General features: G+C 63.2%; 15 protein-coding genes. All 15 read left to right on the top strand.

Features of this window, described 5'->3' with window-relative positions; genetic code table 11:
• Window positions 1-56 precede the first annotated feature (56 nt).
• The 15 genes from JOZ06_RS15115 to fliQ all read left to right on the top strand — a co-directional run bounded on the left by JOZ06_RS15115 (window position 57) and on the right by fliQ (window position 12,743).
• Window positions 57-740 (top strand): chemotaxis protein CheB, encoded by a 684-nt coding sequence (locus JOZ06_RS15115; RefSeq protein WP_293233881.1) that lies wholly within the window; start codon window positions 57-59, stop codon window positions 738-740.
• 12 nt (window positions 741-752) lie between these two features.
• Window positions 753-2,105: a sigma-54 dependent transcriptional regulator gene (locus JOZ06_RS15110; protein WP_293233880.1), complete on the top strand. Its 1,353-nt coding sequence runs from the start codon at window positions 753-755 to the stop codon at window positions 2,103-2,105.
• A gap of 18 nt (window positions 2,106-2,123) precedes the next feature.
• Window positions 2,124-2,450 (top strand): flagellar hook-basal body complex protein FliE, encoded by a 327-nt coding sequence (gene fliE, locus JOZ06_RS15105; RefSeq protein ID WP_293233879.1) that lies wholly within the window; start codon window positions 2,124-2,126, stop codon window positions 2,448-2,450.
• Window positions 2,451-2,504: 54 nt separating this feature from the next.
• Window positions 2,505-4,250 carry a flagellar basal-body MS-ring/collar protein FliF gene (fliF, locus tag JOZ06_RS15100; protein ID WP_293233878.1) on the top strand — a complete coding sequence of 582 codons (1,746 nt, stop codon included), beginning with the start codon at window positions 2,505-2,507 and terminating at the stop codon, window positions 4,248-4,250.
• A complete protein-coding gene (fliG, locus tag JOZ06_RS15095) occupies window positions 4,243-5,241 on the top strand; it encodes a flagellar motor switch protein FliG (RefSeq protein ID WP_293233877.1) in 999 nt (332 codons plus the stop codon). The genes fliF and fliG overlap by 8 nt, the downstream gene beginning before the upstream one ends.
• Window positions 5,222-6,067 (top strand): flagellar assembly protein FliH, encoded by an 846-nt coding sequence (locus tag JOZ06_RS15090; RefSeq protein ID WP_293233876.1) that lies wholly within the window; start codon window positions 5,222-5,224, stop codon window positions 6,065-6,067. Before fliG ends, JOZ06_RS15090 begins: the two co-directional genes overlap by 20 nt.
• Window positions 6,039-7,454: a flagellar protein export ATPase FliI gene (gene fliI, locus JOZ06_RS15085; protein ID WP_293233875.1), complete on the top strand. Its 1,416-nt coding sequence runs from the start codon at window positions 6,039-6,041 to the stop codon at window positions 7,452-7,454. Before JOZ06_RS15090 ends, fliI begins: the two co-directional genes overlap by 29 nt.
• A 14-nt stretch (window positions 7,455-7,468) precedes the next feature.
• Window positions 7,469-7,918, top strand: coding sequence for a flagellar export protein FliJ (gene fliJ, locus JOZ06_RS15080; protein WP_293233874.1), 450 nt, complete (start codon window positions 7,469-7,471; stop codon window positions 7,916-7,918).
• Between the two features lie 49 nt (window positions 7,919-7,967).
• A complete protein-coding gene (locus JOZ06_RS15075; RefSeq protein ID WP_293233873.1) occupies window positions 7,968-9,221 on the top strand; it encodes a flagellar hook-length control protein FliK in 1,254 nt (417 codons plus the stop codon).
• Between the two features lie 94 nt (window positions 9,222-9,315).
• Window positions 9,316-9,834, top strand: coding sequence for a flagellar basal body-associated FliL family protein (locus JOZ06_RS15070; RefSeq protein ID WP_293233872.1), 519 nt, complete (start codon window positions 9,316-9,318; stop codon window positions 9,832-9,834).
• A 3-nt stretch (window positions 9,835-9,837) separates the two neighbouring features.
• Window positions 9,838-10,851 (top strand): flagellar motor switch protein FliM, encoded by a 1,014-nt coding sequence (gene fliM / locus JOZ06_RS15065; RefSeq protein WP_293233870.1) that lies wholly within the window; start codon window positions 9,838-9,840, stop codon window positions 10,849-10,851.
• Window positions 10,844-11,290 carry a flagellar motor switch protein FliN gene (gene fliN / locus JOZ06_RS15060; RefSeq protein WP_293233868.1) on the top strand — a complete coding sequence of 149 codons (447 nt, stop codon included), beginning with the start codon at window positions 10,844-10,846 and terminating at the stop codon, window positions 11,288-11,290. The genes fliM and fliN overlap by 8 nt, the downstream gene beginning before the upstream one ends.
• The gene (fliO, locus tag JOZ06_RS15055) at window positions 11,287-11,715 is read left to right on the top strand and encodes a flagellar biosynthetic protein FliO (RefSeq protein WP_293233866.1); all 429 of its coding nucleotides are present in this window, start codon (window positions 11,287-11,289) and stop codon (window positions 11,713-11,715) included. The genes fliN and fliO overlap by 4 nt, the downstream gene beginning before the upstream one ends.
• On the top strand, window positions 11,712-12,455 hold the full coding sequence (gene fliP, locus JOZ06_RS15050; RefSeq protein WP_293233864.1) for a flagellar type III secretion system pore protein FliP: 744 nt from the start codon (window positions 11,712-11,714) through the stop codon (window positions 12,453-12,455). Before fliO ends, fliP begins: the two co-directional genes overlap by 4 nt.
• An 18-nt stretch (window positions 12,456-12,473) precedes the next feature.
• A complete protein-coding gene (gene fliQ / locus JOZ06_RS15045; protein WP_293233862.1) occupies window positions 12,474-12,743 on the top strand; it encodes a flagellar biosynthesis protein FliQ in 270 nt (89 codons plus the stop codon).
• Window position 12,744: the final 1 nt, after the last annotated feature.

Raw genomic sequence — 12,744 nt, 5'->3', positions numbered from 1 at the left:
GGTGTTGGCAACTGCTAAGCTAGAGCCATGTGTCCAAATAACAAGGGGAGCATGTAATGGAACGCGTGCGTTCGGACCAGCCGTTACAAGTGCTGCCCAGCCTCAGCGCAGACGTCATTTTGCCCCTCACGCCCGGACGCATGCCGCTGGCGCGCCAGACGGTCATCGTCATCGGCTCGTCGACGGGCGGCACCGAGGCGCTGCGCGTGCTGCTCACGGCTTTGCCCAAGGAAATGCCGCCGATTCTGATCACCCAGCATATGCCGGAAATGTTTACCCACTCGTTCGCCGAGCGGCTCAACAGTCTGTGCAAGCTGGAGGTGCGCGAGGCGCGCGACGGCGAACGGCTGGCCGAGGGCACGGTGTATATCGCGCCGGGCCACTCGCATCTGATGGTCAAGGCGGCGCCGACCATCGGCTACGCCACGGCGCTTTCCAGCGGCGATCCGGTGAACCGCCACCGGCCCTCGGTGGACGTGCTGTTCCGCTCGGCGGCCAATGTGGTCGGCCGCAACTGCCTGGCGGTGATCTTGACCGGCATGGGACGCGACGGCGCCAACGGCATGCTGGAGCTGAAGCAAGCAGGCTCATACAATATCGCCCAGGACGAGGCGAGCTGTGTGGTGTTCGGCATGCCCAAGGAGGCGATCGCCAACGGCTCGACCCACGAGATACTGCCGCTCAACGCCATCGCCAACCGGTTGATGGCGCTGGCCAAACAAAGACAACCGACTAACTGACATTCTGATCCGATGAATTTTCTTCCTGTTCTGGTGGTTGAGGACGACGACGATTTGCGCGAGGCGATCGTCGATACCTTGACGCTTGCCGGGTATCAGGCGCTGGAGGCGCAGGACGGCTCGAGCGCGCTGACGTGTCTGCAGTCCAAGCCGGTCGGACTGATCATCTCCGACGCGCAGATGGCGCCCATGGACGGTTACGCGCTGTTCGACGAGGTCAAGCGGCGCCATCCCGGGTTGCCGTTCATCCTGATGACCGCCTATGGCGTGATCGAGCGCGCCATCGACCTGCTGCGGGCCGGCGCCACGCACTATCTGTTGAAGCCGTTCGAGCCGCAGCAATTGATCGCCGAGGTGGAAAAGCATCTGTTGCGCATGCCGGAGGGGGACGGCGACGACGTGGTGGCCGAATCGGCGGCAATGCGTCAATTGTTCTCGCTGGCGAGCCGCGTGGCGCAAAGCGATGCCACGGTGCTGCTCTCCGGACCGAGCGGCAGCGGCAAGGAAGTGCTGGCGCGCTATATCCACCGTCATTCGAAGCGTAGCGGCGGGCCGTTCGTGGCGGTCAATTGCGCCGCCATTCCCGACACGCTGCTGGAGTCGACCTTGTTCGGTCACGAGAAGGGCGCGTTCACCGGCGCGAGCCATGCGATGCCCGGCAAGTTCGAGCAGGCGCAGGGCGGCACGCTGCTGTTGGACGAAGTGACCGAGATGCCGCTGGCGCTGCAAGCGAAGTTGCTGCGTGTGCTGCAGGAGCGCGAGCTCGAGCGGGTCGGCGGCGCGAAAACCATCCGTCTGGATATCCGCGTGGTGGCCACCACCAACCGCGACATCCAGTCGTTTGTCGACGACGGACGCTTCCGCGAGGATCTGTATTTCCGCCTGAACGTGTTCCCGCTGAAGATCCCGTCGCTCGCCGCGCGACGCGAAGATATTCTGCCCCTGGCACGGCGTATGCTTCATAAGTACGGACAGGCGGCGGACAGAGCGCATCTGACGCTGTCCGCCGAGGCGGAACGTCAATTGACGGCCTATGAGTGGGAGGGTAACATCCGCGAACTGGAAAACGTGATGCAGCGGGCGGTCATTCTTGCCGCCGGACCGGCAATTCTTGCCGCCGATCTGATGCTGGATTCGCATTCCGGGCTTGCGCAACAGGTTACCCTGCGCGCCGAACCCCTGACCGATGAGGCGGATGCCGATATGCGGTCGTTGGAGAAGCGCCATATTCTGGAAACCCTGGCGGCCGTGGGCGGCGTGAAGAAGCTGGCAGCCGAGAAGCTCGGCATCAGCGAACGCACGCTGCGCTACAAGCTGCAACGCTACCGCGAGGAAGACGGCGGAGCGGCGGCGCCACCATCGTAACGAGTTTGGGAGTTGACCATGTCGACGCAAGGAATCGATCAGCTGTTAAGCGAGCTTAGATCGGCTTCCGCCTTGGCCGCGGGCAAGCCGGCCGCCGCACAACAGCAAGATGGAACCCCTCAGGTTGATTTTGCCGATGTGCTGAAGTCCACCATCGATCAGGTGAACTCTGCGCAGCAAACATCACAGGAAATGCAGAAGCAGTTCGAGCTGGGGGACGAGGGCGTCAATCTGCAAGATGTTATGGTATCTTTGCAGAAAGCCAGTTTGTCGTTCCAGACCATGGTCCAGGCGCGCAATAAACTGGTGACCGCCTATCAGGATATTATGAATACCCAGGTCTAGCGCTGTCCTGTCAGCTTGCCGGCAGCGGTTAGAACCGAAAGCTAAAACCACTGTATGGCAGATCTGGCAGAAAACGAAAATCTTCCCGCGTGGCGGGTGCGCGTCAATGAAGTGCTCGAGCGCTTCAAGGCACTGCCGCCCAATAAGAAGTTTCTCTTCTACGGCGCCGTGGCGGCGTTGTTTGCCGTTGTCATCGGCCTCGCCCTGCTCAATCGCGAGCCTGCCTACAAAATTCTGTTCGCCAATCTGGCCGACCGTGACGGCGGCCAGGTAACCGCGGCGTTGCAGCAGATGAACATTCCCTATCAGCTTGGCGCCGGCGGCGTGATTTCCGTGCCATCCGACCAGGTGTACGACGTGCGCCTCAAGCTGGCCGCCCAAGGGCTGCCCAAGGCAAGCGGTGTAGGCTTTGAGCTGATGGACAATCAGAAGTTCGGCATCAGCCAATTCGCCGAGCAGGTCAATTACCAGCGCGCCATCGAGGGCGAGCTCGCGCGCACCATCGAGTCGATCGAAGCCGTGCAGACCGCGCGGGTGCATATCGCCACGCCCAAGCAAAGCGTGTTCGTGCGCGAGCAGGAGCCGACCACGTCGTCGGTAATGTTGAATTTGTATCCCGGGCGCGTGCTTGACCCGGGCCAGATCGCCGGCATTCTGCACCTGGTGTCGAGCGCCGTGCCCGGCCTCGCGGTCAAGGACGTCACCATCGTCGATCAGGACGGCAACCTGTTGTCGCAGTCGCCCGATCTGGATGCCTCCGGCAACGGCCTCGACTCCCGTCAGCTCAAATACGTGCGCTCGGTCGAGGACGACTACGCCAAGCGCATCGAAGCGATCCTGGAGCCGATTTTCGGCAAGGGCAACGCCCACGCTCAAGTCAGCGCCACGCTGGACTTCTCTCAGGTCGAGCAGACCTCGGAAACCTACCGGCCGAACTCCAGCCCCAATCCGTCGTCGACCCGCAGCCAGCAGATCGTTGAAAAGCTGAATAATCAAAGCACCCAGCCGACCGGCGTGCCGGGTTCGTTGTCGAACCAGCCGCCGTCCGCCGCCTCGGCGCCGATCACGCTGCCGCCGGGCGCGTTGCCGGGCACGCAGACGCTGTCCGGCCAGGCGGTGGGGCAGAATGGCGCCGTCGAGCGCGACATCACCACCAATTACGAGGTGGACAAGACCATCTCGCATACCACCCTGCCGCAGGGCATTCTCAAGCGGCTGACCGCCGCCGTGGTGGTCAACTATCGCAATTTGCCCGACCGCAACGGCGATCTGAAGCCGACGCCGCTGACCGCGCAGGAGATGGCGCAGGTCAACAACCTGGTGCGCGAGGCGGTCGGCTTCAACCCGCAGCGCGGCGACAGCGTCAACGTGGTCAACGCCGCTTTCGCCGACGCGCTGGCGCCGGTGACCTTCAAGGATAAGGCCATTACCTTCGTCGGCGACAATGCCGTCACCATCCTCAAGTACGTGCTGGTGGCCATTGCCGCGCTGTATCTGCTGTTGGGCGTGGTGCGTCCGGTGGTGCGCGAGGTGATGCGTCCGCCGCGTCCGCCGGCGCCGGAGCCGGGAGGGGAGCCGGGGTTCGCCGTCGAGGGCGGGCGCCTGCTGGCCGTGGCCGGCGACGAGGAGCTGGTGGACGAGAACGGCGAGCCGCTCTCCGAGGAAGAGCGCAACAAAGACCCGCGCTACCTGCAGCGCAAGCACTATGCTGACAATATCGAGCAGGCTCGCGAGATCGTGAAGTCCGATCCGCGCATGGCTGCTCAGATCATCAAGGAATGGATCAGTTCCGATGAGTGACGCCGGAGTTCACCGCAGCGCCGTGCTGCTGTTCAGCCTTGGCCAGGCCCACGCCGTCGAGGTGTTCAAGTATCTCGGCCCGAAGGAAGTGCAAAAGATCTCGCTCGCCATGGCGGCGATCAACAATCTCAGCCATGAGGAGATCGACAAGGTCATCTCGCAGTTTCGCGAGGAGTGCCAGGCGCGCGCCAGTATCGGCGCGTCCGACGAATACCTGCGCAACGTGCTGGTCGAGGCGCTGGGTCCGGACAAGGCCGCCAACCTGCTCGACCGCATCATGCAGGGCAACGATCACAGCGGTATCGAGAGCCTGAAGTGGATGGACCCGAGCTCCGCCTCCGATCTGATCCGCAACGAGCACCCGCAGATCATCGCCACCATCCTGGTGCACCTCGACCCCGATTTGGCGAGCTCCATCCTGGCGTATTTCCCCGAGCGGCTGCGCAACGAGGTGCTGATTCGTACCGCCACGCTGGAAGGCGTGCAGCCGCAGGCGTTGCGCGAGCTCAACGACGTACTGACGCAGTTGCTGTCGGGCTCCGACCGCCTCAAGAAGAGCGCGGCCGGTGGCGTGGGCATGACTGCCGAGATCCTCAACTTCATGGGCAACACGGTCGAGGCGTCGGCGCTCAACTATATCCGCGAATACGATCCCGAACTCGCGCAGCGTATTCAGGACAAGATGTTCGTGTTCGAAAACTTGCTCGAAGTCGACGACCGCTCCATTCAGACCATCCTGCGCGAGGTTCAGACCGACTCGCTGGTGGTGGCGCTCAAAGGGACCAGCACCGAACTCAAGGAAAAGATCTTCCGCAACATGTCGCAGCGTGCGGCGGAAATGTTGCGCGACGACTTGGAAGCCAAGGGACCGGTCAAACTGTCCGAGGTCGAGGCCGAGCAGAAGGAAATTCTCAAGGTCGTGCGCAAACTCGCCGACGATGGCCAGATCGTGCTAGGCAGCAAGGGTGGTGATGAAGGACTTGTCGAATAAGGGCATTATCCCGGCCGACAGACTGTCCGATTGGCAAAGCTGGTCGCCGGGCGAATTGCAGACCGGACCCAAGCCGCCGCCACCCGAAGAGCGGCCGTTCGAAGGCTTGACCCCCGAGCAGGTGCGGGCGTTGACCGAGAGCTTGGCGCCGGGTGAGGCGCGTGCGCCGGTCGAGCCGCTGCCCGAGCCTGACGATATCGAACAGGCGCCGCCGGCCCCGCAATTGGGGTACCCGACGGCCGCCGAATTGGAATCCATCCATCAAGAAGCCTGGCAAACCGGCCACGATGCCGGCTTGGCCGCCGGCGAGGCCGAAGGGCGCGAGCGGGGCTTGGCGCAAGGGCGTGCCGAAGGGTTGGCCGAAGCGCAGCAGCGTTTTGCCGATGCCTGGGCGCCGCTGGCCAACCTGGCTGCTAGTTTTTCCGGCGCGCTCGGCTCGCTGGAGAGCGAGCTGGCCGAGGATCTGCTGGCGTTGGCGGTGAAGCTCGCCGAGCGTTTGGTTGCCGCGCATCTGGCCGTTGATCCCCGTGCTATCGAACCGCTGCTGCGCGAGGCGCTGGCCGCGCTGCCGTCCACGTTGACGCAGGGGCGGCTGCGCGTGAACCCGCAAGACCTGGAAGTGGCGCGCGCCTTTTTGCAGCAGGAACGCCCCGAGACGCTGTGGCAATGGGTCGACGATCCGTCGGTGCCGCGCGGCGGCTGTCTGTTGGAGACGCCGTCCCTGAGCCAGGCGCTCACGCAACCGGTTCGGCTCGCCGCCATGGCGCGCGCGTTGGGCTTGGCGGAGGAGGCTGGCGATGACGACGACGGCGACGACACCGTTTGACGCGCTGGCTGCGCGCCAGCGCCAGTTTTTGAACGAATGCGGGCAAGTGGCGCAAGAGGCGGTGCTGTCGCCCGCCAGTGGCCGCCTGGTGCGCGTGACCGGCATGGTGATGGAGGCCGTGGGTCTCAAACTGCCGGTCGGCAGTGCCTGCCAAGTGGTGCTGTCCGAGGGGCACCGGGTCGAGGCCGAAGTGGTGGGCTTCTCCGGCGACAAGTTGTTTCTCATGCCGTTGACCAACGTGCATGGTCTGCAGCCCGGCACGATGATCATGCCGATGACGCCGCATCACCCGCCGCACTATGGCAAGGCCGCCGTGGCCTCCCGGGTCAATGGCCCGGGGGGGCGGCTCGTGCCGGTCGGCGATAGTTTGCTTGGCCGGGTGCTGGACTCGCTCGGTCGTCCGCTCGACGGCCAGGGGCCGATCCATCCCGAAGCCTTCTTCCCGTTGCATAGTCAGCCGATCAATCCGCTGGGCCGTTCGCTGGTCAAGGACGTGCTCGACGTCGGCGTACGCGCGATCAACGGTTTGTTAACCGTGGGCCGCGGCCAGCGTCTTGGCTTGTTCGCCGGCTCCGGGGTGGGCAAGAGCGTGCTGTTGGGGATGATGGCGCGCTTCACCCGTGCCGACGTGGTGGTGGTCGGCCTGATCGGCGAGCGTGGCCGCGAGGTGAAGGACTTCATCGAGAACATCCTGGGCGAGGAGGGGCGCCGCCGCGCCGTGGTGGTGGCCGCGCCGGCCGATATGCCGCCGTTGATGCGCCTGCATGGCGCCGCCTACGCCACCGCTTTGGCGGAGTATTTTCGCGACCAGGGGCGCGACGTGCTGCTCTTGATGGATTCGGTAACGCGTTACGCCATGGCGCAACGCGAGATCGCGTTGGCGATCGGCGAGCCGCCGGTGACCAAGGGGTATCCGCCATCGGTGTTCGCCCGCTTGCCGCAGCTGATCGAGCGCGCCGGCAATGCCGCCGAGGGCGGCGGTTCGATCACGGCGTTCTATACCGTGCTGTCGGAGGGCGACGACCAGCAAGATCCGGTGGCGGACGCGTCGCGCGCCATTCTCGACGGCCACTTCGTGCTGAGCCGCGAACTGGCCGAATCGGGGCACTATCCGGCCATCGACATCGAACAATCGATCAGCCGGGTGATGGTGGATGTGGTCGAGCGCGAACACCTCGACTTGGCGCGCCGCTTCAAGCAGTTGTATTCGCGCTATCAGCGCAACAAGGACCTGATCAGCGTGGGCGCTTACGTGCCGGGCTCCGACCCGTTGCTCGACGAGGCCATTCGCCGTGAGGCGCAGATGGCGGCGTTTCTGATGCAGCCGATGCACGACGCGCACAATTTCCCTTCCACCGTCGAGCAGCTGCGTAACGTGCTGCGCTGACCGGATAGCCGCGCATGGCACACAGCAAATACGCCCTGCTGTTGAACCTGGCCCAGGAAAAAGTCGATGCGGCCGCCGAGCGCATGCGCAAGGCGCAGGCAAGCCAAGTGGCCGCCCAGGGCAAACTCGCGCAGCTCAAGACCTTTTTGCAGGAATACCGCCAGCGGTTGACCGATGGCGGCATCCGCGGCATGGGTATCGGTCAGTGGCAGGATTTTCAGCGCTTCCTGCGCCGGCTGGACGAGGCGGTGGAGATTCAGCAGGGCGAGGTGGATCGCTGCATGCAGCGATTCATGCTGGAGCGCCAGGCCTGGCATAACGAGCGCAAGAAGCTCAAAGCCTACGAGAAGCTGATGGCGCGCGAGGCGGTGCGCCTGCAGCGGGCGGAAAACCGCCGCCAGCAGAAGAGCACCGACGAGTTCGCCTCGCGTCGTTTCTGGGATCAGACGCATTCGGAAGAGTAACTGGCACGCTAATTGCTCGTTGTTGGGCAACTTAGGGGAGGTTTGCACGATGGCCATTGCTCTGTCTATTTCACCCGCTGTGCCGGTAGCGTCCGCGGCGACATCGCCTGCGGCGGCTTTTAGCGCGCAGCCGGTCTCCGCCCAAGGCAGCGCCGGCAGTGGAGCAGGCGCCTCTGGCGGCAATGCCGCCTCGTCGGCCGGACAAGCGGCTCAAGGCGGCCAGGCCGCGCAAGGCAACCAGTCCGCCAAGAGCGGACAGGGCGCGCAGAGCGATCAATCCGCGCAAAACACCCAAAATACGCAAGGGGCGCAAAGCACCCAGAACGCGCAAAACACCCAAGCCAACCAGACGCCGGATCAAGCCGGACAGAACGTGTTCGCGCGCATGCTCGATGCCCAGCTAGGCACGCTGGAAGAGACGCAGAGCACGACCGGCACCTTGTCCGGCACGGCGGCGCAAGACAGCGGCAAGCCCGTCAAGCCCGCCAAGACCGCCACCGGCGGCACGGCCGCCAATGCCAATCCGCTGCCCAATCCCGCGCTGCTGCTGGTCGCGCAGACCGTGCCGGCCGTGCCCGCGCAGACGGCGGCCAATCAAGCCGATGATGGCGATGGCGCGCACGGTGCGCCGCAAGGCGCCGCCGGCGTGGCCGCCGCGACGGCCACGCCGTTGCCTCAGGGCGCGGCGGCAGGCGCCGGTAAGGACGCGCAAGACGCCGCCAATCTGAACGATGTGTTTCAGCCGCTGACCGGCAGCGACGGCGGCACCCTGCAAAAATTGCCGCAAACCGCGCAGCAGCAGCCGACAAATTTGCCGCAGGCGCTTGCCGCGCAACAAGCGAACCTGGCGCAGCCATCGCAGCAAACCGCCAAGCCGACCTTCACCATTGCGCAGCAAGTCGGCACGCCGGCATGGACCAAATCGCTCGGCGACCAGGTGATGGGCATGGTGACGCTCAAGGCGGATACTGCGCACATCCAGGTGAATCCGCCCGAATTGGGGCCGATTGACGTGACCCTGAAGATGGACCCGCACACCAATACGGCGCAAGTCACCTTTACCGCCGATTCAGCCGCCACGCGCGCCGCGCTGCAAGACAGCCTGCCGCGTCTGCACGCCATGATGTCTGCCAGCGGCATCCAGCTGGGCGATGCCCAGGTTTCCAGCGGCCAATCGCAACAACAGCAGCAAAATGCCCGCAATGGACGCAACGCCATGCAAAATCAGCCGGCCGAAGGTGAGGAACTCGATACGCTGGCGACGATTAAAGCGGCGCGAGGAGTGCTCAGTATCTTCGCTTGATCTTGACCTTTGTTCAGCACATGTTGGATTCTGGAAGATATAATAAAAAATTAGTTTAGAATCTCGGAATACCAACATTACAGGCTGACAGGCAATGGCAGAAGATAAAAAGTTGGATAAGGGTGCACCTCCCGAAGAAAAACCACGTGGTGGCGGCAATAAGATGATGATGGTCGTCGTCCTGCTGCTGGTCGTGTTAATCGGCGGCGTCGGCGGCGTCGGCTACCTGTTCATATCGGGCCACCTTTTTGGTGGCGGCCAATCGCAGGCTGCCGCGCAACCGAAGAAATCCGATGTGCCGCCGGTCTTCTCCAAACTTGATACCTTTGTCGTCAATCTGTCCGGCCAGACCGGCGCGTTGTTGCAGGTGGACATGCAGTGCGAACTGTCAGACGCCGATGCGCAAAAGCGTCTGACCGACTATATGCCTAAGGTGCGCAGCGCGGTGATTCTGCTGCTGTCGGCCAAAACCGTGGAGGAGCTCGGCACGCCCGAGGGCAAGCTGAAGCTGAAGAATCAGGTCAAGCAGGTGATCAACGGCGCCATGGATAGTGGTGGCGACGAGCCTGTGAAGAGCGTTTTGTTTACCTCTTTCATCATTCAGAATTCGTAGGCTATGGGCGACGAAATCCTGTCCCAGGAAGAGGTTGATGCCCTATTACGGGGCGTCACCGGCGAGAATGACGAGGACAACGGCGGCGGCGATTCGGAAGGTGTCCATAATTACGACATCGGCCGGCAGGAGCGTATTGTCCGCGGCCGCATGCCGACGCTCGAAATCATCAACGAGCGTTTCGCGCGTAATTTGCGCATCGGCCTGTTCAATTTCATCCGCCGCAATGCCGAAATTTCCGTGGGACCGGTGCGGGTGCAGAAGTACAGCGAGTTCATCCGCAATCTGGTCGTCCCGACCAACCTGAATCTGGTGCACGTCAAGCCGCTGCGTGGCACGGGCCTGTTGATTTTCGATCCCGATTTGGTGTTTTTGGTGGTCGACAACCTGTTCGGTAGCGACGGCCGTTACCACGTGCGGGTCGAGGGGCGCGACTTTACCCCGACCGAACAACGCATTATCCGCCGTCTGCTGGAAGTGGTGTTCAACGAATGCCAGAAGGCGTGGGAGCCGGTTTATCCGATCGAGTTCGTTTACTTGCGCTCGGAGATGAACACCCAGTTCGCCAACATCGCCACGCCGACCGAAGTGGTGGTGGCGGTGACGTTCCATATCGAATTGGGCGCGGGCGGCGGCGATTTCCACATCTGTCTGCCGTATTCGATGGTCGAGCCGATCCGCGATATTTTGTCGAGCACCATGCAGGCCGACCGCACCGAGGTCGACAATCGCTGGATCAGCCTGATGTCGCGCCAAGTACAGTCGGCCGAGGTCGATCTGGTGGCGACGCTGGGCGCGACCCAAGTGACGCTGGGACAGATTCTCAATCTGAAGCAGGGCGACGTGATCATGATGGATATCCAGGACAAGATCGTGGCCGACGTGTCCGGCATTCCGGTATTCGATTGCAAGTACGGCACGCTGCAAGGCCACTATGCGTTGCGTGTCGAAACCGTGCTGGCCGGCACCAATGAGTTTGCCGATCAGCCGGGGGGAGGAAGCGAACACGATGAGTGAAGAGCAAAACGCCGGCGCAGCCGCCGAAGAAGAAGTGTCCATGGACGACTGGGCTGCCGCGATGGCCGAGCAGGAGGTGGTCGACGCCGCCCCCGAGTCGGTTGTGGCGGAGGCCCTGCCGGCCAGCAACCTGTTCCAGGACCTGGGCGCCGGCACCGATTCCAGCGGCAACGTGCCGGCCAATCTCGACATGATCCTGGACATCCCGGTGCAACTGACCGTGGAACTGGGCCGCACCAAGATCGCCATTCGCAACTTGCTGCAATTGGCGCAAGGCTCGGTGGTGGAGTTGGACGGGCAGGCCGGCGAGCCGATGGACGTCCTGGTCAACGGCTGTCTGATCGCCCAGGGCGAAGTGGTGGTGGTCAACGATAAATTCGGTATCCGCCTAACGGACATCATTACGCCGGCGGAGCGTATTCGCCGACTGCAGAAATGAGGTGGCGGGCGGCGTGGCTTGCCGGTTTGCCGGGATTCGCCTGGGCGGCGGATGCCGCGCCCGCGGTGCCGTCCGGTTTGGCTGGGCTTGTGCAGGTGCTGCTGGGACTGGCGGTGGTGCTGGCCGCGATCGTCGGCTGCGCTTGGCTATTCCGTCGCGTGTCGAGCGGCGCGATCGGCATCCCGCGCCATCTGCGCGTGGTGAGCGCGGTCATGGTCGGCCAGCGCGAACGGGTGGTCATCGTCGAACTCGACGATCAATGGCTGGTGCTGGGGGTGACCGCGCACTCGGTCAACCTGCTTGAGCGCCGGCAGCGGCCGGCCGGCGGCGAGACGCAGTCGGACACCGCGGCGGATCCGTTCGCCCGCTGGTTCAAGGCCGCTCTGCAACGCCAGCGGCCCGCGAAAGACGATAACAATCAATGAAACGCTTGATTCCGATTTTTGGGCTGTTTTTGGCCCTGGCGCCGCTGGCAAGCCACGCGGCCGGTTTGCCGATGATGACCAGCACCCCCGCGGCGGGCGGCGGGCAGAATTACTCGCTGAGCATCCAGATGCTGCTGTTCATGACCGGGCTGACCTTCATCCCGGCCATGTTGCTGATGATGACTTCGTTCACGCGCATCATCATCGTGCTGTCGCTGTTGCGCCAGGCCATGGGCACCACCACCACGCCGCCTAACCAGGTGCTGGTGGGGCTTGCGCTGTTTCTGACGCTGTTCATCATGGGACCGACGCTGGACCAGGTCTACGCCACCGCCTGGCAGCCGTTCTCCGCCGACAAGATCAATTTCGATCAGGCGCTCGACGCCGCCAGCAAGCCCATGAAGACCTTCATGCTGCGGCAGACGCGCGAGAAGGATCTGCAGTTTTTCATCGAAGTGTCGCAGTCGCCGCGCCCGGCGACGCGCAACGACGTGACGATGAAAACGCTGATTCCGGCTTATGTCATCAGCGAGTTGAAGACGGCTTTCCAGATCGGCTTCATGGTCTACATTCCCTTCATGATCATCGACCTGGTCGTCGCCAGTATCCTGATGGCCATGGGGATGATGATGGTGTCGCCGGCGATGATTTCGCTGCCTTTCAAGCTGATGCTGTTCGTGCTGGTGGACGGCTGGACGCTGCTGATGGGTTCGCTGGTCCAAAGCTTTTACACCGGCTAAGCGCATAGGGAGCCTGCCATGACCCCGGAACTGGTCATCAACATCGTTCAAAACGCGCTCTACGTGCTGATCCTGATCAGCGCGCCGGTGTTGCTGGTATCGCTGGTCGTCGGCCTGTTCGTCAGCATCATGCAGGCGGCGACGCAGATCAACGAAATGACCCTGACCTTCATTCCCAAACTGCTGGCGCTGTTTCTCACTTTGGTGCTGGCCGGCCCGTGGATGCTCAACACGCTGATCGATTACACGGTGCGGTTGTTCAAGAGCATTCCCAACGTCATCGGCTAGG

The sequence above is a fragment of the Paludibacterium sp. genome (assembly GCF_019232825.1).
GTDB lineage: Bacteria > Pseudomonadota > Gammaproteobacteria > Burkholderiales > Chromobacteriaceae > Paludibacterium.
Note: the sequence above shows the minus strand (reverse complement) of the source record. Positions and strands in the feature narration are given on the sequence as shown.